The sequence below is a fragment of the Arthrobacter sp. NPDC058288 genome (genome assembly GCF_042880995.1).
Classification (GTDB): domain Bacteria; phylum Actinomycetota; class Actinomycetes; order Actinomycetales; family Micrococcaceae; genus Arthrobacter.
This window is the reverse complement of the sequence record NZ_JBHVYH010000001.1, coordinates 967,020-991,330: the sequence shown is the minus strand read 5'-3', so window position 1 is coordinate 991,330 and position 24,311 is coordinate 967,020. Positions and strand designations below refer to the sequence as shown.

Sequence of the window (24,311 nt, the reverse complement as noted above, 5' to 3'; positions counted from 1 at the left end):
CGAGCTGGCGGGGTTTCCTGCTTAAAGCGTGCCTCAGCCCTTAAGGCGTGTCCTGCCGCAATGTCGGCACCCCCTCGTAGGCTGTTTCCATCGCCTACGAGTAAAGGGGACATATATGTACTGCTCCATCATTCCGCCCTACTTGCTGCGGCGCCTTGCGGCACAGCACGAACCCCGCATGCACGCGGTGGCCCGGGCGGCGAAGGAAGCCCTGCTCCACATCAGGTCCATCCAGGCCAGCCGCGCGCTCCCCCTGCCGGCGGTCCCGTCCGGCATCCGGCAGCTGAAGCCCGGTCCGCCGAACCGCACCGTGTACGACGCCGGGACCTCCGAGTCCCTTCCCGGCCAGCTGGTCCGCAAGGAGGGCGAACCCGCCACAGGGGACCCCTCGGCCGACGAGGCCTATGACGGCCTGGGACACACCCACAGGCTTTACGCAGAGGCCTTCGGCCGGAACTCGATCGACGGCCAGGGGCTCGCCTTGGATGCCAGCGTGCACTTCGGCAAGCTCTACGACAACGCTTTCTGGGACGGACACCAGATGGTTTTCGGCGACGGCGACGGCGAGATCTTCCAGCGCTTTACCCGGTCCCTGAGCGTCATCGGCCACGAGTTGGCGCACGGTGTGACGCAGCATTCCGCCGGACTCGTCTACCGGAACCAGGCCGGTGCCATCAACGAATCACTGTCGGACGTGTTCGGCGCGCTCGTGGAACAGTACCTCGCGCAGCAGTCGGCATCGGAGGCCAGCTGGCTGATCGGCGAAAACTTGTTCACCGACAAGGTGCAAGGCTCAGCCCTGAGGTCGTTGAAGGCTCCCGGCACCGCGTACGACGACGACGTGCTGGGCAAGGATCCCCAGCCGGACTCCATGGATTCCTACGTCCGGACCAGCGCGGACAACGGCGGCGTGCACATCAACTCCGGCATCCCCAACCGCGCGTTTTACCTTGTGGCGTCGGCACTCGGCGGCAACGCCTGGGAAACCCCGGGCCGGATCTGGTACGACACCCTCACCGGAGGTTCCCTGCCGGCCAACGCAACGTTCACCAAGTTCGCCAAGGCGACCGCCGCGTCGGCCGCGGAACTGTTCGGCGCCGGCTCCGTGGAACATGACGCCGTCCGGAAGGCGTGGGAAACTGTGAAGGTAAAGCTGTAACCGGGATCGCCGCCTGAGCGGTCAGGCGGCGGCCACGCAGTACCGGAAGCACAGGAAACCAGGCCATGAAGATCACTGTCCAGCGCAGCGGCGGGATTGCTGCGCTCAAGCGGGTGTGGAGCATCCAGGCCACCACCCCCTCGGACAAGAGCCGCTGGGAGCCCCTTGTTGAGGCCTGCCCATGGGACGCCGTACCGCGTACGGCCGAAACCGGTGGCCAGCCGGACCGGTTTATGTATTCGATCAAAGCCGGCCAGCACCGCGCCACCCTCCCGGAACAGGCCGTCACCGGCCCGTGGCGCGTTCTGGTGGACAACACCCGGGCAGCGGCCGAAGCCGCAAGGAACGCCGAGCGCCGCCCGGATTAGCTACGCCTCGACTTCACGTGCCCCGTCGCCGGGTGCCCCGTCTTCGGGTGCGGGGGCGCTCAGGTCCGCCGCCTTCACGTGCCCGGCACTAGACGGCGGGCTCGAGGTGGCCGCGGAACGCCCGCCGGTACGATTGCGGGCTCGTCGCCAGCACTTTGCCGAAATGATGCCGGAGCAGCACGGAATGGCCGAACCCCGATTCCCGGGCAATCTCGTCGATGTTGAGTTCCGTTGATTCCAGCAGCTCCTGCGCCCTCAACACCCGCTGGGAGTTGAGCCAGGCAGCGGGGGTGGCCCCTGTTTCGGCCCGGAAGCGGCGCGCAAACGTCCGCGGCGACATGTGAACCCGCGCCGCGAGCTCATTGACTGTGTGGTCATGTTCGAGGTTCCTGACCATCCACTGCAGCAGTTCCTCCATGGGCTGCGACCCGCAGGAAGGAATCGGGCGGTCGATGAACTGAGCCTGCCCGCCGTCGCGGTGGGGCGGGACCACCATGTCGCGGGCGATGCTCGCTGCCACGCCCGCTCCAAGTTCCACCCGCACCAGGTGAAGGCAGGCATCGATGCCCGCGGCCGTCCCGGCGCTGCTGATGATCCGGCCGTCCTGGACGTAGAGGACATTCTCGTCCACGAGCGCCGCGGGGTAGCGGCCGGCCAGCTCCCGGGAGTAGTGCCAGTGCGTGGTGCAGCGGCGGCCGTCGAGCAGGCCCGCACGCGCCAGGGCGAAAGCGCCCGAACAGATGGACATCACCCAGGCTCCGCGCGAATGGGCGGCGCGGAGTGCATCCAGTACCGTTTCCGGAACGTCCTGGTCATGGCCGTAGGGAGCCATGATCACCAGGTCGGCATCGGCCGCCGCTTCCAGGCCCAGCTCGACGTGCATGGTCAGCCCGGATTTGAGCCGGATATCGCCCGGTTCCGGCGTGCACACCCGGAAATCGAACGCCGGCACACCGTTCCCGCGCGCCGAACGGTCGATCCCGAACACCTCGAACGCGGTCCCGAATTCGAAGATGGAGAAGTTGGGAACAACGATCACTGCCACTGACCTGAGCATGCTTCCATTGTGGCAGGAATTTTAGCTTTTTGGGCATTTCTGCCACTGTTTTGTTGCCGGGTACGGGAGAAACATAGAGGCATGGAAACCATCGGAGTTGCACTCATCGTCCTGTTGCTCATCATCCTTCCGGCCACCATCGCCGCGCTCCTCAAGGACGGACGGGGCCACAACCCGCCCGAACGCTCGGAGCAGGACTGGTCCGCACTGGACCTGCCAAGCATCAGCTACACCCTGCGGAACTACTGACCTCCGCGACGCCCGGACCCCGGTTTATGCCGGGCACCGGCCCACCAACAAAGAGGGACCCGGCCCAACAATGAGCCGGGTCCTTCGCCGTCGGACAACAGAAAGCGGCGGCCGGCCGCGGCCGCAGTAGACTGTGTCCAGCCATGACTTTTCATATTTCCTACCCCGCCGAGCTGCCGGTTTCCGAGCGCCGCGAGGACCTGATGGCCGCCATCGCGGCCAACCAGGTGACGATCATCGCCGGCGAGACCGGCTCCGGCAAGACCACCCAGATTCCCAAGATGTGCCTTGAACTGGGCTTGGGCGAGAACGGACTGATCGGCCACACGCAGCCGCGGCGCCTCGCGGCCCGGACCGTGGCGGAGCGCATTGCCGAGGAACTCGGCGTCGAGATCGGCCAGGAAGTGGGCTTCCAGGTCCGCTTCACCGGCGAGGTCAGCCGGTCCACCAAGGTCAAGCTCATGACCGACGGCATCCTGCTGGCGGAGATCCAGCGCGACAAGCTGCTGCGCAAGTACAACGCCATCATCATCGACGAGGCCCACGAGCGCAGCCTCAACATCGACTTTATCCTCGGATACCTCAAGCGGATCCTGCCGCAGCGCCCCGACCTGAAAATCATCATTACCTCGGCCACCATCGATCCCGAACGGTTCGCCAAGCACTTCGGCACCGAGGAGGATCCCTCCCCCATCATCGAGGTGTCCGGCCGGACGTTCCCGGTGGAAATCCGGTACCGGCCACTGTCCCAGCCGGCCGGCGGGGCCGCGCCCGGCGACGAGGAAGACAACTCCTCCGATGACGAACTCGAGGAGGACCGCGATCCGCTCGACGCCGTCTGCGACGCCGTCGACGAACTGGCCCTCGAAGCGCCGGGCGACATCCTCATCTTCTTCTCCGGCGAGCGCGAAATCCGCGACGCCGCCGAAGCCCTCAACGCACGGATCCAGTCCAACCGGCGGCTGGCCGGCACGGAGGTTCTCCCTCTCTTCGCCCGGTTGAGCCTGCAGGAACAGCACAAGGTCTTCCACCCGGGCAGCAAACGGCGGATCGTGCTGGCCACCAACGTCGCCGAGACGTCGCTGACGGTCCCCGGCATCAAGTATGTTGTGGACACCGGCACGGCGCGCATCTCGCGATACTCGCACCGGACCAAAGTGCAGCGGCTGCCGATCGAACGCGTGTCCCAGGCGTCGGCCAACCAACGCTCCGGCCGCTGCGGCCGTGTGTCCGACGGCATCGCCATCCGGCTGTACTCGGAAGAGGACTACGAATCCAGGCCGCAATTCACCGACCCGGAGATCCTGCGCACCAACCTCGCGGCGGTCATCCTGCAGATGACCGCCATGGACGTGGCCCGCGGCCCCAAGGACGTGGAGAACTTCCCGTTCGTGGAGCCGCCGGATTCACGCGCCATCAACGACGGCGTCACGCTCCTGCGCGAACTCGGCGCGCTGAGCGCCGCCCGTCCGCAGGGCGCCGACGGCGCTGCCCCAGGCAGGAACGGCGGTGGCGGACTGACCGCCGTCGGGCACAAGCTCGCCCAGCTGCCGGTGGACCCCAGGCTCGGCCGGATGATCGTGGAGGCAGGCAAACGCGGCTGCGTCCGCGAAGTCATGATCCTCGCAGCTGCGCTCACCATCCAGGATCCGCGCGAGCGCCCGACCGACAAGCAACAGCTCGCGGCGGAAAAGCACGCACGGTTCCGGGACGAGAACTCGGACTTCACCGGTTTCCTGAACCTCTGGAACTACCTCCAGGAAAAGCAGCAGGAACTGTCCTCCACGCAGTTCCGCCGTTTGTGCCGGACCGAGTTCATCAACTACCTGCGGGTGCGGGAATGGCAGGACCTCTTCGCCCAGCTCCGTCAGCTCGCCCGCCCGCTGGGCATCAGCCTGGACAACAAGCGGCTGGCCGACCCCGTGGGCAACCATGAAGGGATCCATATCAGCCTGCTCTCCGGCCTGCTGAGCCACATCGGCATCCTCGACGAGCGCAAGCGCGAATACGCGGGCGCCCGCGGTACCCGCTTTGCGATCTTCCCCGGATCGGCACTGTTCAAGAAGTCCCCCACCTTTGTGATGGCCGCCGAGCTGGTGGAAACGAGCCGGCTGTGGGCCCGCGTCGCGGCGAAGTTCGATCCCCTCTGGGCCGAACAGGTGGCGCCGGATCTGGTCAAGCGCAGCTACAGCGAGCCGCACTGGTCCAAGAAGATGGGCTCGGTGATGGCCCACGAAAAGGTCACCTTGTATGGAGTGCCCATCATCCCCAGCCGCCGGATCAACTACGGCAAGGTGGATCCGGAGCTGTGCCGGGAACTCTTTATCCGGCATGCCCTTGTCGAGGGCGACTGGCAGACGCACCACAAGTTCTTCCACCGCAACCGTGCCCTGCTCCAAGAGATCGAAGAGCTTGAGGCCCGGATGCGTCGCCGGGACATCCTGGTGGACGACGAGACACTCTTCGAGTTCTACGACGCCCGGATCGGCAAGGACGTGGTGTCCGAGCGGCACTTCGACAAGTGGTGGAAGGAAGCACGCCAGCAGGACCCCGCTCTGCTGGACTTCGACCAGTCCCTGCTGATCAGCGAAGACGCCGATGCGCTGGATGATTCGGCCTACCCGAAAACCTGGCTGCACAAGGGCTTCGAGCTTCCACTGAGCTACGAGTTCCATCCGGTGGCGCCCGGCTCGCCACCCAATCCATCCGACGGCGTCACCGCCGAGGTTCCGGTGCTCTTCCTGAACCAGCTCGAGGACGCCGCCTTCCGCTGGCTCATCCCCGGCCAGCGCGTGGAGCTGGTGACGGCCCTGATCAAGTCGCTGCCCAAGCAGATACGCAAGAACTTTGTACCCGCCCCTGACGTTGCCCGGCAGGCGGTGGCTGCCCTCGAAGCGGACTTCGATCCCGCCACCGACGAGCTCGAGCCCTCCCTGGAACTGGTCCTGCGCCGGATCCGCGGCCAGGTCATTCCGCCGGGATCATGGAACTGGGAGGCGGTGCCTCCCCACCTCCGGGTGAGCTTCCGCGTGGTCGACTCCAAGGGCAAAGTGCTGGACGAAGGCAAGGACCTCGCGGCGCTGCAGGAAAGACTTGCTCCGGCTACCCGTCGGGCGATTGCCGAGTCCCTGGGGGCCACCCCCGAGACAACGGCACCCAAAGGCCCGAAGGGCGCCCAGCGCGGGCAGTCCGAACGGGCCCCGAAGAACGCCGAAGGCATTACGCCATCCCCAAACGGTGCCGTGGCACCCGGCTTCGCAGAGAAGTCCGGGCTGACGGACTGGACCTTCGGAACCGTGCAGCGCCAGGTCCAGGGCATGGTGAAAGGGCATACTGTCACCGGCTACCCCGCCCTGGTCGACGAGGGCACGTCCGTTGCCCTCCGGCTATTCCAGACCTCCTCGGAACAGGAACAGGCCATGCGCGGCGGCGTCATCCGCCTTCTGGCGCTGAAGGTCCCGGCGCCGGACCGCTATGTACTGGAACACCTGAACAATACGGAGAAGCTGACATTCAGCCAGAATCCGCATGGTTCGGTGTCGGCCTTGATCGCGGACTGCGCGCTGGCCGCAATCGACAAGCTCACGCCGGCCGAACTGCCCTGGGACGAGGCGTCCTTCAAGGCCCTGTATGAGCAGGTCCGGGCCGAGCTTATCGACACGGTGTTCACGGTCACCGCAGTCGTCGAGCGCATCCTGGCCAGCACGCGCCGGATCGAGAAACAACTGAAGGGCACCACGAGCCTGGCCCTGATCAGCGCGCTCAACGATGTGAAGAGCCAGCTCGAACAACTGGTCTTTCCGGGCTTTGTGGCACGCACGGGCTACGCCCAGCTCAGCCAGCTGCCGCGCTACCTGGCCGCGATCGAGAAACGGCTGGAGAAACTGCCCGGCAACGTCCAGCGGGACGGCCTGCACATGGCCGCGGTGCAGGCATTGGAAGACGATTACGACGACGCCGTGTCGGCACTGCTGCCCGGACGCCGCGCCGGCGCTGAGTTAACCCAGGTGCGCTGGATGATCGAAGAGCTGCGGGTGAGCCTCTTCGCCGTCGAGCTCGGAACAGCCTATTCCGTCTCCGAGAAGCGGATCCGGACGGTGCTCAACAAAGCGCTGGCCCCGGCGTAGCGCCCGCCAGGGAACCACGCCGGTGGCCGGCGGCAGATGCGTCAGGGCAGGAACGTCAGGCCGCGGGAACGTGGTCGCCGTGGCCGGCCCTGCGGAGCCCTTCCCGGAGCTTTTCGGCGTTGGCGTCCAGCTGCGCGGGGTCCGGGTTGTGGTCCACCGAGCCGAAGTCGTAGTCGGCCATGGAGTTGGACGGCCACACATGGACGTGGAGGTGGTTGACCTCGTACCCGGCCACGATGAGCCCTGCCCGTGCGGCATCAAAAACATCGACCTGGACAGCACCTATCTTCCGCGCGACTTCCATCACGCGGGCCAGGAGGGCGGGCGGAGCGTCCGTCCAGCGGTCCACTTCCTCCGTGGGAACCACCAGGGTGTGGCCGTCGGCAAGCGGGCCCATGGTCAGGAAGGCCACTACGTCCTCGTCCCTCCAAACGAAGCGGCCGGGGATCTCGCCGTTGATGATCTTGGTGAAAACGGTGCTCATGCGTCTGCCTTTTCCGAAGGGGTCCCGAGGGTACTGGTGTCCAGGACAAAACGATACTTGACGTCACCTGCCACCATACGGTCATAGGCCGCGTTCAGCTGTTCCGCGCCCACCACCTCGACATCGGAAACGACGCCGTGTTCTGCACAAAAGTCCAGCATCTCCTGGGTCTCGGCAATACCCCCAATGAGTGAGCCCGCGTAGGCGATCCGGCGCCGGACCAGGGTCCCCGGGTTCACTGGCGGCATGGCACCTGAAGGCAGGCCGAGCTGAAAGAGCGCTCCGTCCCGGCGCAGGGTCCGGAAGTAGGGATTGAGGTCATGCGGCGCCGCCACCGTGTCGATGATGACGTCGATGCTGCGGTCCGCGGCCGCCATGGACTTTTCGTCTCGGGACAGGATGACGCCGTCAGCGCCCAGCTCACGGGCCGCGGCCACCTTCGACTCCGAAGTGGTGAACACCTTCACCTCGGCACCCATGGCCTTGGCGAGCTTCACGGCCATGTGGCCAAGTCCACCGAGCCCCACTACCCCCACAACGTCTCCGGTCTCGACGTCGAAGTGCCGCAGCGGGGAATAGGTGGTGATGCCGGCACAGAGGAGCGGTGCGACGGCGGCGGGGTCAAGGTTTTCCGGAACCCGCAGCACGTAGCGGCGGTCCACCACCACAGACGTGGCGTAGCCGCCCTGCGTGACGGCGCCCCCGTTGCGGGCATCCACCGCTCCGTAAGTTCCGGTCATGCCGTTTTCGCAGTACTGCTCCAGCCCGTCCAGGCAGCTGTCGCATTCACGGCAGGAATCCACCATGCATCCCACGCCGACGAGGTCGCCCGGCGCGAAGTCGTCGACGGCGATTCCCACGCGGCTGACCCGGCCCACGATTTCGTGGCCGGGCACCAGCGGGTAGTTCTGCGCGCCCCACTCCCCGCGCGTTGCGTGCACATCCGAATGGCAGAGACCGCAGAACTCTATGGCGATCTCCACGTCGTCGTCCTTCGGGGCCCGACGGGCAACAGTCAGCGGAACCAGGCCGCTGCCGGCGGCTGTGGCCCCGTAGGCTGCGGCGAGCCGCGGCGGCGCGGCGGACGCGGATTCAGGCTGATGTCCGCGTGGCGGCGTGCTGCCGGGGAGCGGCTTGGCGAGGGGCGGTGGTACGGGGCGTCCGGGAGTCATCCTCCGACGCTACCCCCGCCCCCGGCCGGTGCTCCAATCGGAGCCGGGGCTCACGGGGCCGCTCCCGTGGCCACCTCGTTGGCGGGGTCATTGGACCACTGCGAAAACGAGCCTGGATAGAGCGCAGCCGGAAAGCCGGCGATTTCCAGTGCGGCTATTTCGTGCGCAGCAGTGACGCCGGATCCGCAGTAGACAGCGGTGGGTACATCCGGCCTGACGCCCAGGGCGGTGAAACGCCCGCGCAGCTCCTCCGGCGGCAGGAAACGTCCGTCGCTTCCAATGTTGCCGGCCGTCGGGGCGCTCACAGCCCCCGGAATGTGCCCTGCCCTCGGATCCACCGGTTCGACCTCGCCGCGGTAGCGTTCGGCCGCCCGCGCGTCCAACAGGACTCCCCTCCCGGGCCATTGCGCGGCCTGGGCTGCGTCGATAACGGGCATCGCTCCGTCGGTCAGCGTGACGTCACCCAGCGAGGCCTGCTCGAGGCCGCCCTCCACGGGGTATCCGGCGGCCCGCCAGGCGGACAGGCCGCCGTCGAGCAGGAAGACGGTGGACACCCCGGCGTTGCGCAGCATCCACCACAGCCTGGCGGCAGCAGTGCTGCCTGTGTCGTCATAGGCCACCACGACGTCGTTGTCCCGGATTCCCCAGCACCGCGCCGATTCCTGGAACTGCTGCAGCGGCGGCAAGGGATGCCTGCCTTGGCCAGGGTCCGCCGGTGCTGCCAGCGCAGTGGGCAGGTCAACGAAGATAGCGCCGGGAATATGCGCCTCAAGATAGTGTTCGCGGCCATGGGGATCGCCCAGCGCCCAGCGCACATCCAGCAGAACGGTGCGCCCGCCGGAGGTCATCCGGTGGTTCAGCGCGGACACGTCCATCAGGGGGTTCATCAAATCTCCTTTAATTCGGATGACAAACTGTCCGGCCGGCGCACAACGCAGACGGGCAGCCGGTACCCACTGTATCCGTGGACGCCCGCTGTCCCGGGTAGGCTGAATTGGTGAACAAAATGGGCAACCGTGCGGGCAAACAGGACCGGGCGTGGGCGGATGAAGCCGTCCGCAGGATCAACGCCGAGAACAACAGGTCTGCGGACACGCACCTCTACTCCGTTCCGCTTCCGGAGCACTGGGGCGTCCAGCTCTACCTGAAGGACGAGTCCACGCACCGCTCCGGCAGCCTGAAGCACCGGCTGGCGCGCTCACTGTTCCTGTTCGGCCTGGTCAACGGCTGGATCCGGGAGGACACCACCATCGTGGAAGCCTCCAGCGGCAGCACGGCCGTCTCGGAGGCCTACTTCGCGCAGCTCCTTGGCCTGCCATTCATCGCCGTGATGACCCGCACCACCAGCCCGGAGAAAATTGCCCTCATTGAGCAGTTCGGCGGGTCCTGCCTCCTGGTGGATCATGCCTCTGAGGTGTATTCCGCCGCGGAGGAAGTCGCGCGCACCGCTCGCGGGCACTACATGGACCAGTTCACCTACGCCGAGCGGGCCACGGACTGGCGGGGCAACAACAACATCGCCGAGTCCATCTTCCAGCAACTGGCCCTCGAAGAGCACCCCGTCCCCCGCTGGATCGTGGTGGGTGCCGGTACCGGCGGAACCAGCGCCACCATCGGCCGCTACCTGCGCTACCACCGCCATGACACGGAGCTCGCAGTCGTGGACCCGGAGAACTCCGCCTTCTACCCCGGCTGGCGGGACGGCGTCGCCGGCTTCAGCACCGGTATGCCGTCCCTCATCGAGGGCATCGGCAGGCCCCGGATGGAACCCAGCTTCGTACCCGCCGTGATAGACCACATGATCCAGGTCCCCGACGCTGCCTCGGTGGCGGCCATGCGGCACCTGCGGGATCTGGCCGGGCTGCATGCGGGCCCGTCCACCGGAACCAACCTGTGGGGCGTGTGGCAGCTGATCGCCGGAATGGTCGCGGAGGGACGGCGGGGAAGCGTGGTCTCGCTGATGTGCGACGGCGGCGACCGGTACGCCGGGAGTTACTACAACACCGAGTGGCTGGCGGCGCGCGGGTTGGACCCGAGGCCGCACGAGGCCGCCATCAGGGACTTTTTCGACACCGGCACCTGGCGCACCTAGACCTCCACGGATTCCCCGCTGGAGAGGTGGGCGTACTCGGTTCCATATTTTGCCCCGAGCCGCTTCACGTGCCCTTCGATCAGGCCGAGTCCGGTTTCATTGAGCAGGGCGTCGTGGATGGGGAATGCCTTGGCGGCGCGGACACCGATGACGAAATCCACCACCTCGCCCACTTTGTTCCAGGGCGCGTGCACCGGGACCAGGAGTGTCCGGACGCCAATGCCGTCCGGAATCACGAAGGAGTCCCCGGGGTGGTACACGTTGGAGTCGATCAGGTACCCGATGTTCGCCACCACCGGAATCTGGGGGTGGATCAGCGCGTGCTGGCCGCCGAACGCCTGGACCTCGAAGCCGACGGCGGTGAATGCCTCGCCAGGTTCGACGTCCGTGATCCGGGAACCGGCAAATGGCGCCTCGGACCGCAGCTTTGCCGCCACTCCCGCCGGAGCAAAAACCTGGAGCGACCCGTTGTCCCGCAGCGCTGACACCACGGCCGGTACATCAATGTGGTCACCATGCTCGTGGGTGACCAGGACGGCTCCTGCCGCTTCAAGGGCCCGTCCGGTCTCGGAGAAGGTGCCGGGATCTATCACCAGCACCTGGCCGTCCTTTTCGAGCCGGACACAGGCGTGGGTGTATTTAGTCAGCTTCATGGAGCCAGCCTAGGGTGGGCCGCGCGGCAGTGTCCACGGACCCGTCGGTGAACTCCCGGCTGGTAATCTTGAACATTGCCAACACCCCTTAGGGAAGCGAGTCGATCCATGGCCCACGGCGCCAAAGCCGACGGCACAAAACTATCTGCACCGGCTTCCGCCGGCGGCCGGGAGCAGCGTGTCACCAAGCAGCGACTGGCGGTGAGCGCCGCCCTGGATGAGCTGGACGACTTCGTCAGCACCCAGGAGCTCTACCGGATGCTGCAGAACCAGGGCACCTCGGTGTCACTGGCCACCGCCTACCGGATCCTGCAGTCGCTCGCCGACGACGGGCTGGTGGATGTCCTGCGCAACGGCGAGGGCGAGGCCGTCTACCGGAGGTGCGCCGTCACAGGCCACCACCATCATCTGCTGTGCCGCAACTGCGGCAAGGCCGTGGAAGTGGAAGCTCCTGCTGTGGAGACCTGGGCCGCCCGGACCGCCGCGGAGCACGGTTACACCGAAGTGGCCCACACCGTGGAGATCTTCGGCCTGTGTCCGGACTGCACGGCCCGCAAGGCCGCCGCGGGCTAAGAGGCGGCCGCCCCGGCCGGGAGGACGCGCCCGTTGAGGCCGCGTCCGGCCCGTATTCCGCCGATGATCCGGCACACCACGTAGATCAGGAACGACAGGGTGGTCACATAGGGGCTGATCGGTATCCGGCCGCCCAGCGCCAGCATGATGCCGCCCACGGTGGCGGTCACCGCGAAGGCCACACTGAGAATCACTACCAGCGGAGGCGATGAGGTCACGCGAAGAGCGGCAGCGGCCGGGGTGATCAGCAGGGCAAGCACAAGGAGTGCCCCTACCACCTGGATGGACAGCGCCACGCTGATTCCCAGCAGCACCATGAAGCCGATACCCAGCGTTCGAACCGGCACACCGCGGGCTTCCGCCACTTCCGGGTCCACGCTGGCAAACGTGAGCGGGCGCCAGATGGCCACCAGCGCAATCATCACTGCCACCGCCGCCGTGGCCAGCACCTGCAGTTGTACTGTATCTACTGACACGATCTGCCCCGTCAAGAGGCCGAACTTGTTGGAGGCCCGCCCCTCGTAGAGCGATAGAAAGAGAATGCCCAGGCCCAGGCCGAACGGCATGATCACGCCAATAATGGAGTTCTTGTCCCGGGCACGGACACCCATCACCCCCAGCAGCAGCGCCGCAAGCACCGAACCGACGAGGGACCCGGACACGACATCGGCTCCGATCAGCAGCGCGAAGGCCGCACCTGCGAAGGAAAGCTCGGAGATTCCGTGGACCGCGAAGGCGAGGTCCCGCTTCATCACAAATGTACCCATCAGCCCGCCCAGCAGGCCGAGCAGCGCTCCTGCCCAGATGGAGTTCTGGACCAGGGCCAGGAGCTCGGCGTAGTTGTCAAAATTGAAGATGGAACGCAGGAGACTGTCGAAATCCATTTAGCCCACCTCCCCAGCCACTGCATGTGCGTCCTCGTGGTGGTGGGTGACACCCTCCGGCAGCCCCACCACGATCATCCGGCCGTTGGCCCGGATCACCTCGACACGGCTCCCGTAAAGCCCGGAGAGCACCTCTGTGGTCATCACTTCTTCAGGCTTGCCCACCCGGAACCGACCGCCGGCAAGGTAGAGGACGCGGTCCACATAGTCGATGATCGGATTGATCTCGTGCGTGACGAACACAACTGCGCTGTCCTGGCTGCGGCACTGCTCATTGATCAGTGCGCTGACGGCCTGCTGGTGCTGAAGGTCCAGGGACAGCAGCGGTTCGTCGCACAGCAGGACCCGCGGATCCGAAGCCAGCGACTGGGCGACCCTTAGCCTCTGCTGTTCGCCGCCGGAAAGCTGGCCCACCGGGACTTTGGCGTAATCTGCGGCCCCCACGAGGTCCAGCAGCTCATCGATCCTGCGGTTGGCCTTCGCGCCGCCCAGCCGGAGTCCCCACCGGTGGCCGTCCACGCCAAGTCCCACGAGGTCCCGGGCACGCAGCGGCGTGTCCGGCTCAAAGGATTTCTGCTGCGGGATATAGCCGATCAGCTTACTGCCCCGCTCCACCGGGCGGCCCCCCAGTGTTGCCGTCCCGGAATGAAGGTCCTGGAGGCCCAGCAGGACCTTCAGGAACGTGGTCTTGCCGCTGCCGTTCGGGCCGAGGACCGCAAAGAACTCGCCGGGGTTTATATCGAGGTCCAGGTCCTCCCACAACGTCCGTTTCCCGAACTTCAGGGTGGCTCCGCGGAGGCTCACTACCGGTTTCAACGTTCTTAATCCTCGATTCATACGGAGCGAAGCGCCGCCACCATCTTAGTGACGCCGGGGCTACTTTTTTAGGGCCTGCGCGATGCTATCCACGTTACTGCTCATCCACTGCACGTACGTCTTCCCGTCCGGAAGGGTTTCGCTGAAGTCCAGCACCGGGACGCCGGCGGCCTCGGCCGCCTTCCTGAGGGCCTGCGTCTGCGGACCTTCCGTCTGAGTGTTGTACGCCAGGAACTTAATGTCCTTTGACCCGGCCAGTTCCGTGGCTTCCTTGAGGGCAGCGGGCGGAACATCTGCATCTTCTTCGATCGCGGCCGTGTAGTCGGCAGGAGTTTTGTTCAGCAGGCCGGCGGCTTCGATCAGGTAGAGCGGCACCGGTTCGGTCACCGCAACGGGAGCCTGGGCTGACGTGGCGGCGAGACCGGCCACCGTTGCCTTCAGCCCGGCGATCTCCTTCTTGAAGGTGGCGGCATTGGACTGGAAGGTCGTTGCGGACGCCGGCTCCAACGCTGCGAGCTTGGCTTCGACGGCGTCGGCCAGCTTGGTCATGGCATCGAAGCTGTACCAGACGTGCTCATTGAACGCTCCGTGATCGTGGGCATGCCCGGGGTCGTCGGCCCCGGCCGTCGACCCGGCCGCCGGCTCTTCTTCGGGGGCAAGCCCGGAGACCTCGACTGCACTGATGATGTTGTCGTGGCCCACGTTGCTGTCGTCGGCCAGCTTGTGGATGAAGTCGTCATAGCCCCCGCCGTTTTCAACCACCAGCCGGGCCTTCGAAACCGCAAGCTTGTCCTGCGTGGTGGCCTCGTAGGAGTGCGGATCCTGGCTTGCTTTGCTGATCAGTGCTTTGACGTTCACCTTGTCCCCGCCGATTTCCCGGACGATGTCACCGTAAACGTTCGTGGAAGTGACAACGTCAATGGTGCCGGAAGCCGCCGGCTGGCCGCCCGTCGTCGTACTGCAGGCTGACAGCACCAGGCTCAGGCCTGCAAGGGCGGTGACGGAGAAGACTGCGGTACGGCGCACGGAAGGACCTCGGATCTGGTTGTCTGGACTTGCTACATGAGAATCAGGAGCATTAGCAACAAGACGAGTGTAGCCCTAAATAGGAATGATTCCTATTTAGGGCTACCGCATCGAGATGCCGCCTTCGCGAGCTCCTATTCTCCGTTCCGCTGGCCGAGCCGGCGGATGCCCTTTGCCTGGGTGGCATCACGGATCTCGCCCACGAGCTGTTCGATCACGTCTTCCAGGAACAGCACACCCCTGGTGTTGCCGTCCGGTCCGATGACACGCGCCAGGTGTGAGCCGGTGCGTTGCATCACGGACATCGCCTTCTCGATCTCGTCATCCATGGACAGGTTCGCCAGGGACCTGATCCGGCTTTCGGCAATCGGGTGCTCATATCCGGCCTCCGGGATGGACAGCACATCCTTGATATGAAGATAGCCGGAAAGCATGCCGTCCTCATCCATCATTGGAAACCGGGAGAACCCCGTACGGCTGACGGCTCTTTCGAACTCAACCGGTGTGGTGGGCGATTGCATCATGACCAGCTTGTCCAGCGGAACCATGATGCGGGAGGCCGTGTGCTCGGAGAATTCCAGTGCACCGGTGATCAGACCGGCGTCGTCGTCCACCAGGCCATGCCGGGTTGACTCCTGCACGATGGACTGGACCTCCTCCAGCGTGAACGAGGAGTTGACTTCGTCCTTGGGCTCGATCCGCAGGAGGCGCAGGATGTGGTTGGCAGACCAGTTGAGGGCCACGATCACCGGATTAACCAGGCGCGCGATGAACATCAGCGGCGGCGCCAGCAGAAGCGCCGCTTTGTCCGCGACGGACACAGAGATGTTCTTGGGCACCATCTCGCCGAAGGTCACATGCAGGAAGGTCACCGCCAGGAGGGCCACGGCGAACGCCACAACGTCCGCGAGCTCCGTCGGCACACCCACGGCTTCCAGCGGCACGGCCATCAGGTGGTGGATGGCCGGCTCGGCCACCTGCAGGATCAGCAGGGAGCAGACCGTAATACCCAGCTGGGCACACGCCAGCATCAGGGACACGCTCTCCATGGCGCGCAAGGTTGTCTGCGCCCGCAGCGATCCTGCTTCCGCGAGCGGTTCGATCTGGCTCCGCCGGGCGGACATCACCGCGAATTCCGCTGCCACAAAGAAGGCGTTGCCGATCAGCAGGAGCACCAGCCAGACAATTCCTACCCAGTCGCTCATGCCGTGCCTCCCTGGCCGGCTGCGTGTTCTTCGCCGCGGACCGGCGCAGGCTTGAAGCAAATCCGGTCGATCCGGCGTCCGTCCATCCGGGTCACGCTCAGAGTTCCCCCGCCGACGTCCACGGTGTCCCCGACTGCGGCGATCCGGCCAAGCTGGCTCATGACGTACCCGCCCACGGTTTCATAGGCCGACTCGTCAGGCACCGTCAGTCCCGGGATCTGTTCGGACAGCTCGTCCGGACGCAGCAGGCCGGGAAAGTACCAGTCCCCCGACGCGCTCTGGAGCAGTCCGGGACGCACTTTGTCATGTTCATCCGCTACTTCCCCGACGATTTCCTCCACGAGGTCCTCAAGCGTGGCAATGCCGGCCGTGCCGCCGTATTCATCCAGCACCACGGCCAGCTGCATGTTTCCCTCGCGCAGTTCGGCCAGCAGCGCATCAAGGTGGATGGTTTCCGGAACCCTGAGGACGTCCGTCATGATGGCGCCGGCCTCCAGGTTGGCGCGCCGGTCCGAGGGGACCGCGATTGCCTTCTTGACGTGCACAAGGCCGCGGATGTCGTCAGCGGACTCACCAATGACGGGGAAACGTGAATACCCTGTCCGCCGGGCGGCATCGATAATGTCCGATACCGGCTGCGCGGCCCCGATGGTTTCCAGCCGGATCCTGGGCGTCATCACGTCGGCCGCGGTCCGTCCGGAGAACTTGAGCGTCCGGGCGATGAAGTTCGCGGTCCCGGGGTCGAGCGTGCCCATGGCTGCGGAGCGCCGCACGAGCGAAGCCAGTTCGGCCGGCGTCCGCGCACCGGAGATCTCTTCCTTGGCTTCGAGCCCGAAGACATTCAGCACTTTGTTGGAAAAGCCGTTCAGCACAATGATGGCCGGCTTGAAGACGGCGGTGAAAACCAGCTGCGGCCGGGCAACGGCCTTGCCGATCGGCAAGGACAACGCAATGGCCATGTTCTTGGGCACAAGCTCGCCGATCAGCATGGACAGGAGTGTGGCGATGGTCATCGCCATCACCAACGAAACGGAAGCAGCTGCGGCTTCCGGAACACCGGCTGCGGCCAGCGGACCTTCCAGCAGCTTTCCGACAGACGGTTCCATGACGTAGCCGGTCAGCAGGGTGGTCATGGTAATCCCGAGCTGGCAGCTGGATAGCTGGGTGGACAGTGATTTGAGGCATTTGAGCAGCGGCACAGCCGCTGCGTCGCCGCTGTCTACGGCCCGCTGGACCGTGGCCTGGTCCAGGGCGACGAGGGAAAACTCAACGGCGACGAAGAAACCCGTGCCGAGGATGAGCAGGATGCCTGCCCCCAGTAAGAGCCATTCCATCAGCTGCTTGCCTCCGGCCGGCCCGGGAACGGAAGGCGCTTCCGCGGGTCGGCGGGCGCCATGGAGGCTGCGCCGCGGGGGGAAAGAGTGTTGCCGGGAAGACCGCCCGGCGGAGGATGGTCGGCCGGTGCCGACCCTGTTTCCTGGAAGGCTGCGACGGGGACTGCTGCAGAGTGATGGGCGCGTGAACGGGGTTTGCCGGCTCTGTGGGTGGACTGCGGGGAGCTGGTGTTCATGCTCCGCTGACAGCCCCCAGGCCGGCACCTAGATTTACTGTCCATAAGAATTTCAGTCTACAGGAGCAGCCGCAGCGCACAGGAGCGGTTCGGCGGCGCCCAACCGCTCCCTTCAGCCTTTCGTCACCAGCTCTGCGGAACGGGCCGGCCCTCCTCGTAGCCGGCAGCCGACTGGATTCCGGCCACGGCACGCTCGCGGAAACCGGCGAGGTCCGCAGCGCCGGCGTAGCTCATGGAACTGCGAAGCCCTGCAGTGATCATGTCCACGAGATCCTCCACGCCCGGCCGCGCGGGGTCCAGGTACATGCGCGACGTGGAGATGCCTTCTTCGAAGAGCGCCTTGCGGTCCTTTTCGAAAGCGCCTTCCCGCTGGTTCCGGTTCTGCACGGCCCTGGCCGATGCCATGCCGAAGCTCTCCTTATATAGACGGCCGTTAGCCTCCGTTTGCAGGTCCCCCGGGCTTTCGTGGGTTCCTGCGAACCATGAACCGATCATCACCTGGCTTGCCCCGGCCGCCAGCGCCAGTGCCACATCCCGCGGATACCGCACACCGCCGTCGGCCCAGATCCGCCCTCCGGCGGCGCGCGCCGCGGCGGCGCACTCCAGAACGGCGGAGAGCTGGGGGCGCCCCACCGCCGTCATCATGCGCGTGGTGCACATGGCTCCGGGGCCAACGCCCACCTTCACGATGTTCGCTCCGGCGTTGATCAGTTCGCGCGTTGCGTCCGCCGTGACCACGTTGCCGGCCACGACGGGTACGGCGGGGTCCAGGCTACGGACGGCCGCCAGGGCGTCGAACATCTTCTGCTGGTGCCCGTGCGCGGTGTCGATGACCAGGACGTCGACGCCGGCGGCGAGCAGTTCCGCTGCCCGGCCGGCCACGTCACCGTTAATTCCGACGGCGGCAGCCACCTTGAGCTTTCCCGCCGCGTCCAGAAGGGGCCGGTAGATGGTGGAACGAAGGGCGCCCTTGCGGGTGAGGACGCCGGCGAGGGAGCCTCCGAGCTGGACAGGTGCGAAGTCGGTCCCTGCAGCGTCCATCGCCTCAAAGGCCCTTCGCAGGGAAGCGTCGCGGCTGCCGGTGCCCGCGTCCGCTGCGATCGGCTCAGCGCCGAATGCGGAGCCATCCAGCACAAGGGCCTGCCGCATGACCGATGCCAGCGAGGCAAAGCGGTCCTGCCCCTCACAGTCTGCGGCGCGGACCACGCCGGCAACCTTTCCGTCGTCGTCCATGACCGCCACTGCACCGTGCGGCCGTTTGCCCATCAGGTGGAGGGCATCGATGACCGTCTCCGAGGCCAGCAGGCTCACCGGTGTTTCGAAAAAGGTATGGCGCGACTTGATCCAGGCAGTAACGTCCCGGAGTACCTCGAGCGGAACGTCCTGCGGAAGGACCGCGAGTCCCCCGCGGCGGGCCATGGTCTCGGCCATACGTTTTCCGGTCACTGCCGTCATGTTCGCCGCCACCAGCGGGATGGAGGCACCGGTGCCGTCATCGGCCGCCAGGTCAACATCCAGCCGCGATGTGACGTCAGAACGCGAGGGCACCAGGAAGGCGTCCGAGTAGGTCAGGTCGGTGGACGGTTCACTCAAAAAACGCACGGCTGCTCCTCGTCGAAAATGGGGTTCCCAGTGCGAGTCTAGGCGAGAGCGCAGCTCCCCGCGGGACGGCCCCGGGGACCGCTTCCGGGACCGTCCCGGGAGCGGCTCCGGACGCTGGATTGCCCAATAGTTTCGCAGGTACATGATTTGGGTCACCCTTATTGGCAGTTAACCGAGGATCGTCACTAGACTGGCAAAGGTCTGGGTTCACAGGACGCAGAGACTGGTTCGATTGTTGTGCTGAGGCACCGAAGGCGACCAGAGGGAAATCAAACTCATGGAAGAGGCGTATTTCAAGTGCCAGAGCAGCCTAGCCACCGTCTACCAGAGGAATTTGGCGGAAACGAGTGGCTCGTTGACGAACTGTACGAGCGTTACCAGCAGGACAAGAACACGGTGGATGCCAAGTGGTGGCCGCTGTTCGAATCCTTCGACGCCGGTGACAGCTCGTCTTCCAACGGGACCTCCGGTGCACCGGCGCCCGCAGACCCCGCAACCCGCGAACTTCCAGTTGTAGCTCCCGCACCGGCACCGTCGCCGGCAGCACCCGCCAAGCCGGCGGCAGCTGCTCCTGCCCGGCCCGCTTCCGCCCAGCCGCAGTCAGCCCCGGCTGCAGCTCCGGCGAAGAAAGCACCTGCCACTGTTGCCCGCGACGGCGCAAAGAAGCCCGAATCCGCAGGCACCCCGCCCATCCCGGCCCAGCTCCCGAAGAACATCAAGGCACCCACCGCCCCGGAAGAGGACGTCGTCTCCGTCCTCCGCGGACCGGCGAAAGCCATCGCTTCCAACATGGTCACCAGCCTGGAAGTCCCCACGGCAACCAGCGTCCGCGCCATCCCGGCCAAGCTGCTGATCGATAACCGCGTGGTCATTAACTCCAATCTGGCGCGCGCCCGCGGCGGCAAGGTGTCCTTCACGCACCTCATCGGCTATGCCGTCATCCGCGCCCTGTCCCAGTTCCCCTCCATGAACGTCTACTACGACGAAGTGGACGGCAAGCCTGTTGCGGTCCAGCCCGCTCACGTGAACTTCGGCATCGCCATCGACATGCCCAAGCCGGACGGCACCCGCTTGCTGATGGTGCCGAACATCAAGAAGGCTGAGACCCTCAACTTCTCCGAGTTCTGGCACACCTACGAGGACCTGATCAAGCGCGCCCGCAACGGTAAGCTGACCGCCGATGACCACTCCGGCACCACGGTCTCCCTCACCAACCCGGGCGGCATTGGCACCGTGCACTCCGTCCCCCGCCTGTCCAAGGGCCAGGCCGCCATCATCGGCGTCGGCGCGCTGGATTACCCGGCCGAGTTCCAGGGCGCCAGCGAGAAGATCATCGCGCAGAACGCCATCAGCAAGGTCCTCACGCTGACGTCCACGTATGACCACCGCGTCATCCAGGGCGCCGGCAGCGGCGAATTCCTGAAGCTTGTGCACCAGCTCCTGCTGGGTGCCCAGAACTTCTACGACGAAATCTTCGAGTCCCTGCGCATCCCGTACGAACCCGTGCGCTGGAGCCCGGACCTGCAGGTTGACCCGGCCGACCAGATCAACAAGGTCGCCCGGATCCAGCAGCTGATCCACTCCTACCGCGTGCGCGGCCACCTGATGGCGGACACTGATCCGCTGGAATACGTCCAGCGGAAGCACCCGGACCTGGACGTCCTCACTTACGGCCTGACGCTGTGGGACCTTGACCGCGAGTGGCCCACCGGCGGCTTCGGCGGCAAGCCCATGCTCGCTTTCCGCGACATCCTCGGCGTGCTCCGTGACGCGTACTGCCGCACCACCGGCATCGAATACATGCACATCCAGGACCCGGCAGAGCGCAAGTGGTTCCAGGACCAGCTGGAGCACGAGTACTCCAAGCCGAGCCGCGAAGAGCAGCTGCGCATCGTGTCCAAGCTCAACGCCGCGGAAGCCTTCGAAACCTTCCTGCAGACCAAGTTCGTGGGCCAGAAGCGGTTCTCGCTGGAGGGCGGCGAATCGCTGATCCCGCTGCTGGACGCCATCATCTCCGACGCAGCCGACGACGGACTCGACGAAGTGGCTATCGGCATGGCCCACCGCGGCCGCCTGAACGTGCTCACCAACATCGCGGGCAAGACCTACGCACAGGTCTTCCGCGAATTCGAAGGCACCCAGGACCCGCGCTCCGTGCAGGGCTCCGGCGACGTGAAGTACCACCTCGGCACCGAGGGCACCTTCACGTCGGACAACGGCAAGGAGACCAAGGTCTACCTCGCCGCCAACCCCTCGCACCTCGAGGCCGTGGACTCGGTCCTTGAAGGAATCGTCCGCGCCAAGCAGGACCGCCTGGACCAGGGCGAGGCCTTCCCCGTGCTCCCCATCATGGTGCACGGCGACGCGGCATTTGCCGGCCAGGGCGTGGTGGCGGAAACGCTCAACCTCTCCCAGCTGCGCGGCTACCGCACCGGCGGTACTATCCACGTGGTGGTCAACAACCAGGTTGGCTTCACCACCGCACCGTCCTCGTCCCGTTCCTCCACTTACTCCACGGACGTCGCCAAGATGATCCAGGCTCCGGTGTTCCACGTGAACGGCGACGACCCGGAGGCCGTGGTCCGCATCGGCCAGCTCGCGTACGAGTTCCGCCAGCGCTTCCACAAGGACGTCGTTATCGACATGGTCTGCTACCGGCGCCGCGGGCACAACGAGGGCGATGACCCCTCGATGACCCAGCCGCTGATGTACAACCTGATCGAAGCCAAGCGTTCGGTCCGCAAGCTGTACACCGAATCGCTGATCGGCCGCGGGGACATCACCGAAGAAGAAGCCGAGCAGCTGCTCCGCGACTACCAGGAACGGCTGGAGCGGGTCTTCGCCGAAACCCATGCAGCCCAGACCTCACCGATCCCGATCATTACGGCGGATTCCGCGGCAGTGTCCGACATCGAACGGCCCAGCGCCCAGCAGTCCGATTTCGGCATCAACGCTCCGGCGTCCACCGCGATCTCCGCGGAGACCCTGGCGCGCATCGGCAAGGCCCACATCGAGATCCCCGAAGGCTTCACGGTCCACGCCAAGCTGAAGCAGTTGCTGGAGAAGCGCGAACAAATGTCCCGCGAAGGCGGCATCGACTGGGGCTTCGGCGAGATCGCAGCCTTTGGGTCGCTGATCATGGAAGGCGTGCCGGTCCGGCTCGCCGGCCAGGACTCCCGCCGCGGAACCTTCGTGCAGCGCCATGCCGTGTTCCACGACCGCGCCAACGGCAACGAATGGCTGCCCCTGGGCAACCTCTCCGATGACCAGGCCAAACTGTGGATCTACGACTCCCTGCTGTCCGAATACGCAGCGATGGGCTTCGAATACGGCTACTCCGTGGAGCGCCCGGACGCCCTGGTGCTGTGGGAAGCGCAGTTCGGCGACTTCGTCAACGGAGCGCAGACCATCATCGATGAGTTCATCTCCTCGGCCGAGCAAAAGTGGGGCCAGCGCTCCTCGCTGGTGCTCATGCTGCCCCACGGCTACGAAGGCCAGGGTCCGGACCACTCGTCCGCACGGATCGAGCGCTTCCTGCAGCTGTGTGCCGAAGAGAACATGATCGTGGCCAACCCCACGACGTCGGCATCGCACTTCCACCTGCTGCGCCGCCAGGCGTACAGCCGGCCGCGGAAGCCGCTCATCATCTTCACGCCCAAGCAGCTGCTCCGCCTGAAGGCTGCTGCTTCTTCGGTGGAGGACTTCACCACCGGCGCGTTCAAGCCCGTCATCGGCGAGCACGAACAGCTGCAGGCAGACGCCGTCGAGCGTGTGCTCCTGGTGTCCGGGCGCCTGTACTACGATCTTCTGTCCACGCGGCAGAAGACCGGCGACAAGACGACGGCGATCGTCCGCGTCGAGCAGCTCTACCCGCTGCCCGCCGCTGAAATCGCTGCCGAGCTCGCCAAGTACCCCAACGCCGAAGTGGTGTGGGCACAGGACGAACCGGCCAACCAGGGACCGTGGCCGTTCATGGGCCTGAACCTGCCCGAGGCACTGGACCGCCGGGTGAAGCTGGTTTCCCGTCCGGCTTCGGCATCCACGGCAGCCGGTTCGATGAAGCGGCACGCTGCGGAGCAGGATACCCTCCTCAAGCAGGCGTTTGCCCGGAAGTAGCTTGAACGCTGCCCGGTCGGAACTCGAAATACACGACTCCGGCCGGGCAGCGCTGCTTAATGGAAGCGGCAACGCTGCTGAGTGGAGGCTGCCGCCAGCCGCCGGAGTTGGCCTGATGCCGGAGTTGGCCAGGAGTCCGTTTCCATGGAACGCTGAATTTTGTTGCACATTGAGGTTAAGAGGTAGTCGTGGAAGACAGGAAGCTGCGGATCGCGGCTGTTGGGGATGAACTGTTGGCCGGCCTGGGTGATCCCCGGGCGCTGGGCTGGCTGGGCCGTGTGCTGGCCCGCACCCCGCAGGACGGCCTCACCCTCGAGTGCTACGCCCTCCCCTGCCCGCAGGAAGGCACCGAAGGCCTGGCCGCGCGGTGGCTGGACGAGGCAGGCCGCCGTTTCGGCAACAATCACGAAAACCGCCTGGTGATCGGGCTAAGCGGACGGGACGTCGAATTCGGCCTGTCCACCGCCCGCAGCCGCCTGAACCTTGCCAACATCCTGGACTCGGCGTCCCAGAACAAAATAGAGGTCTTCGTCGTGGGTCCGCCACCGTCGCTGGACCCCTCACAGAACCGCCGCCTTGGCGAACTGAATACGGCCTTCGCGGATGTCACCACGCGGCGCAAGCACCTGTACGTGGATACTTTCTCCCCGTTGCTCAACCACGAACAGTGGCGCCAGGACCTGGCCGCCAACGGCGGAACGCCGGGACAGGCCGGCTACGGGCTGATGGCCTGGCTTGTGCTGCACCGCGGCTGGTTCCAGTGGCTGGGCATCGCCGCGCCGGAGTAATTTGCGCACGTGCGCGGAGTGCTTGATAGCTAAGTGCCGCCTGTGACCCAATGGGACCCACAACGCCGTCCTCAAAGAAGGCAGATGACCCGGGCGGCGCACTCTATGGGCTCAGGATGGCCAGATTCGGCCAGCTGTTCGGACGCACCGGTGAACTTCCGGGTTTCAACAGCTTCGCGGGCTACGATCCGGCGAACAACGTCACCCTTGTCGTCTCGACCAATCTGGCCCCGACGCCGGACGGCCGGGACCCGGCCACACCCATTGCCCGCACCCTCATCGGAAAGGTTTGCCGGTAGCCGCATCCGTCTATTGCTTTTGCGCAAGACGCGATATATCGTCTAGGCATATTCACGATATATCGCAACTT

Annotated in this window: 20 protein-coding genes; 9 read left to right on the top strand and 11 right to left on the bottom strand. The window is 65.7% G+C overall.

Annotated elements, in window-relative coordinates; all coding sequences use genetic code 11:
• The first annotated feature begins 115 nt into the window (after nt 1–115).
• The gene (locus ACFVWT_RS04760) at nt 116–1,159 is read left to right on the top strand and encodes a M4 family metallopeptidase (protein ID WP_390245713.1); all 1,044 of its coding nucleotides are present in this window, start codon (nt 116–118) and stop codon (nt 1,157–1,159) included.
• 65 nt (nt 1,160–1,224) lie between these two features.
• Entirely contained in the window at nt 1,225–1,527 is a 303-nt protein-coding gene (locus ACFVWT_RS04755; RefSeq protein WP_390245711.1) for a protealysin inhibitor emfourin, read from the top strand.
• Nucleotides 1,528–1,615: 88 nt separating this feature from the next.
• Here ACFVWT_RS04755 and ACFVWT_RS04750 read toward each other — a convergent pair whose 3' ends face one another.
• Nucleotides 1,616–2,584 carry a GlxA family transcriptional regulator gene (locus ACFVWT_RS04750; protein ID WP_390245709.1) on the bottom strand — a complete coding sequence of 323 codons (969 nt, stop codon included), beginning with the start codon at nt 2,582–2,584 and terminating at the stop codon, nt 1,616–1,618.
• 81 nt (nt 2,585–2,665) lie between these two features.
• Here ACFVWT_RS04750 and ACFVWT_RS04745 point away from each other — a divergent pair, with 81 nt between their 5' ends.
• Both ACFVWT_RS04745 and hrpA read left to right on the top strand, forming a co-directional pair.
• Nucleotides 2,666–2,833: a hypothetical protein gene (locus tag ACFVWT_RS04745; protein ID WP_200891022.1), complete on the top strand. Its 168-nt coding sequence runs from the start codon at nt 2,666–2,668 to the stop codon at nt 2,831–2,833.
• A gap of 143 nt (nt 2,834–2,976) precedes the next feature.
• Entirely contained in the window at nt 2,977–6,960 is a 3,984-nt protein-coding gene (gene hrpA, locus ACFVWT_RS04740; protein WP_390245706.1) for an ATP-dependent RNA helicase HrpA, read from the top strand.
• A 55-nt stretch (nt 6,961–7,015) separates the two neighbouring features.
• Here hrpA and ACFVWT_RS04735 read toward each other — a convergent pair whose 3' ends face one another.
• From ACFVWT_RS04735 to ACFVWT_RS04725, 3 genes are read right to left on the bottom strand one after another with little or no spacing between them, the layout of a single operon-like run.
• Nucleotides 7,016–7,444, bottom strand: a complete 429-nt coding sequence (locus tag ACFVWT_RS04735; protein WP_390245704.1) for an HIT family protein — start codon at nt 7,442–7,444, stop codon at nt 7,016–7,018.
• On the bottom strand, nt 7,441–8,616 hold the full coding sequence (locus ACFVWT_RS04730) for an NAD(P)-dependent alcohol dehydrogenase (RefSeq protein ID WP_390245702.1): 1,176 nt from the start codon (nt 8,614–8,616) through the stop codon (nt 7,441–7,443). The genes ACFVWT_RS04735 and ACFVWT_RS04730 overlap by 4 nt, the downstream gene beginning before the upstream one ends.
• Before the next feature lie 50 nt (nt 8,617–8,666).
• The gene (locus tag ACFVWT_RS04725; protein ID WP_390245700.1) at nt 8,667–9,503 is read right to left on the bottom strand and encodes a sulfurtransferase; all 837 of its coding nucleotides are present in this window, start codon (nt 9,501–9,503) and stop codon (nt 8,667–8,669) included.
• A 119-nt stretch (nt 9,504–9,622) separates the two neighbouring features.
• Between ACFVWT_RS04725 and ACFVWT_RS04720 the strand changes: the two genes are divergently transcribed.
• Nucleotides 9,623–10,708: a PLP-dependent cysteine synthase family protein gene (locus ACFVWT_RS04720; RefSeq protein WP_390247068.1), complete on the top strand. Its 1,086-nt coding sequence runs from the start codon at nt 9,623–9,625 to the stop codon at nt 10,706–10,708.
• Here the strand turns inward: ACFVWT_RS04720 and ACFVWT_RS04715 are convergent.
• Entirely contained in the window at nt 10,705–11,361 is a 657-nt protein-coding gene (locus ACFVWT_RS04715; protein ID WP_390245698.1) for an MBL fold metallo-hydrolase, read from the bottom strand. The two genes, ACFVWT_RS04720 and ACFVWT_RS04715, sit on opposite strands and share 4 nt — an antisense overlap.
• Nucleotides 11,362–11,469: 108 nt before the next feature.
• Between ACFVWT_RS04715 and ACFVWT_RS04710 the strand changes: the two genes are divergently transcribed.
• Nucleotides 11,470–11,934: a Fur family transcriptional regulator gene (locus ACFVWT_RS04710; protein WP_390247066.1), complete on the top strand. Its 465-nt coding sequence runs from the start codon at nt 11,470–11,472 to the stop codon at nt 11,932–11,934.
• Here ACFVWT_RS04710 and ACFVWT_RS04705 read toward each other — a convergent pair.
• From ACFVWT_RS04705 to ACFVWT_RS04680, 6 genes are all read right to left on the bottom strand, one after another.
• Nucleotides 11,931–12,818: a metal ABC transporter permease gene (locus ACFVWT_RS04705; RefSeq protein ID WP_390245696.1), complete on the bottom strand. Its 888-nt coding sequence runs from the start codon at nt 12,816–12,818 to the stop codon at nt 11,931–11,933. The genes ACFVWT_RS04710 and ACFVWT_RS04705 overlap by 4 nt on opposite strands.
• The gene (locus tag ACFVWT_RS04700; RefSeq protein ID WP_390245694.1) at nt 12,819–13,634 is read right to left on the bottom strand and encodes a metal ABC transporter ATP-binding protein; all 816 of its coding nucleotides are present in this window, start codon (nt 13,632–13,634) and stop codon (nt 12,819–12,821) included.
• 60 nt (nt 13,635–13,694) lie between these two features.
• Entirely contained in the window at nt 13,695–14,660 is a 966-nt protein-coding gene (locus ACFVWT_RS04695) for a metal ABC transporter solute-binding protein, Zn/Mn family (protein WP_390245692.1), read from the bottom strand.
• Nucleotides 14,661–14,794: 134 nt separating this feature from the next.
• Nucleotides 14,795–15,865 carry a hemolysin family protein gene (locus ACFVWT_RS04690; RefSeq protein WP_390245690.1) on the bottom strand — a complete coding sequence of 357 codons (1,071 nt, stop codon included), beginning with the start codon at nt 15,863–15,865 and terminating at the stop codon, nt 14,795–14,797.
• A complete protein-coding gene (locus ACFVWT_RS04685; protein ID WP_390245688.1) occupies nt 15,862–17,199 on the bottom strand; it encodes a hemolysin family protein in 1,338 nt (445 codons plus the stop codon). Before ACFVWT_RS04685 ends, ACFVWT_RS04690 begins: the two co-directional genes overlap by 4 nt.
• A gap of 359 nt (nt 17,200–17,558) precedes the next feature.
• Complete coding sequence (locus ACFVWT_RS04680) at nt 17,559–19,037, bottom strand: GuaB1 family IMP dehydrogenase-related protein (RefSeq protein ID WP_390245686.1); 1,479 nt, start codon at nt 19,035–19,037, stop codon at nt 17,559–17,561.
• A gap of 297 nt (nt 19,038–19,334) precedes the next feature.
• Between ACFVWT_RS04680 and ACFVWT_RS04675 the strand changes: the two genes are divergently transcribed.
• The 3 genes from ACFVWT_RS04675 (at nt 19,335) to ACFVWT_RS04665 (ending at nt 24,240) form a co-directional block, all read left to right on the top strand.
• Nucleotides 19,335–23,153, top strand: a complete 3,819-nt coding sequence (locus tag ACFVWT_RS04675) for a multifunctional oxoglutarate decarboxylase/oxoglutarate dehydrogenase thiamine pyrophosphate-binding subunit/dihydrolipoyllysine-residue succinyltransferase subunit (RefSeq protein WP_390245684.1) — start codon at nt 19,335–19,337, stop codon at nt 23,151–23,153.
• A 188-nt stretch (nt 23,154–23,341) separates the two neighbouring features.
• Nucleotides 23,342–23,941 carry a GDSL-type esterase/lipase family protein gene (locus tag ACFVWT_RS04670; protein ID WP_390245682.1) on the top strand — a complete coding sequence of 200 codons (600 nt, stop codon included), beginning with the start codon at nt 23,342–23,344 and terminating at the stop codon, nt 23,939–23,941.
• A gap of 116 nt (nt 23,942–24,057) precedes the next feature.
• Nucleotides 24,058–24,240 carry a hypothetical protein gene (locus ACFVWT_RS04665; protein ID WP_390245680.1) on the top strand — a complete coding sequence of 61 codons (183 nt, stop codon included), beginning with the start codon at nt 24,058–24,060 and terminating at the stop codon, nt 24,238–24,240.
• Nucleotides 24,241–24,311 lie beyond the last annotated feature (71 nt).

What these genes read in the sequence shown, in the direction of transcription:
- ACFVWT_RS04760 (WP_390245713.1), top strand. Translation starts at nt 116, where the DNA reads ATGTACTGCTCCATCATTCCGCCCTACTTGCTGCGGCGCCTTGCGGCA.
- ACFVWT_RS04755 (WP_390245711.1), top strand. Translation starts at nt 1,225, where the DNA reads ATGAAGATCACTGTCCAGCGCAGCGGCGGGATTGCTGCGCTCAAGCGG.
- ACFVWT_RS04750 (WP_390245709.1), bottom strand. Translation starts at nt 2,584, where the DNA reads ATGCTCAGGTCAGTGGCAGTGATCGTTGTTCCCAACTTCTCCATCTTC.
- ACFVWT_RS04745 (WP_200891022.1), top strand. Translation starts at nt 2,666, where the DNA reads ATGGAAACCATCGGAGTTGCACTCATCGTCCTGTTGCTCATCATCCTT.
- hrpA (WP_390245706.1), top strand. Translation starts at nt 2,977, where the DNA reads ATGACTTTTCATATTTCCTACCCCGCCGAGCTGCCGGTTTCCGAGCGC.
- ACFVWT_RS04735 (WP_390245704.1), bottom strand. Translation starts at nt 7,444, where the DNA reads ATGAGCACCGTTTTCACCAAGATCATCAACGGCGAGATCCCCGGCCGC.
- ACFVWT_RS04730 (WP_390245702.1), bottom strand. Translation starts at nt 8,616, where the DNA reads ATGACTCCCGGACGCCCCGTACCACCGCCCCTCGCCAAGCCGCTCCCC.
- ACFVWT_RS04725 (WP_390245700.1), bottom strand. Translation starts at nt 9,503, where the DNA reads ATGAACCCCCTGATGGACGTGTCCGCGCTGAACCACCGGATGACCTCC.
- ACFVWT_RS04720 (WP_390247068.1), top strand. Translation starts at nt 9,623, where the DNA reads ATGGGCAACCGTGCGGGCAAACAGGACCGGGCGTGGGCGGATGAAGCC.
- ACFVWT_RS04715 (WP_390245698.1), bottom strand. Translation starts at nt 11,361, where the DNA reads ATGAAGCTGACTAAATACACCCACGCCTGTGTCCGGCTCGAAAAGGAC.
- ACFVWT_RS04710 (WP_390247066.1), top strand. Translation starts at nt 11,470, where the DNA reads ATGGCCCACGGCGCCAAAGCCGACGGCACAAAACTATCTGCACCGGCT.
- ACFVWT_RS04705 (WP_390245696.1), bottom strand. Translation starts at nt 12,818, where the DNA reads ATGGATTTCGACAGTCTCCTGCGTTCCATCTTCAATTTTGACAACTAC.
- ACFVWT_RS04690 (WP_390245690.1), bottom strand. Translation starts at nt 15,865, where the DNA reads ATGAGCGACTGGGTAGGAATTGTCTGGCTGGTGCTCCTGCTGATCGGC.
- ACFVWT_RS04685 (WP_390245688.1), bottom strand. Translation starts at nt 17,199, where the DNA reads ATGGAATGGCTCTTACTGGGGGCAGGCATCCTGCTCATCCTCGGCACG.
- ACFVWT_RS04665 (WP_390245680.1), top strand. Translation starts at nt 24,058, where the DNA reads ATGGCCAGATTCGGCCAGCTGTTCGGACGCACCGGTGAACTTCCGGGT.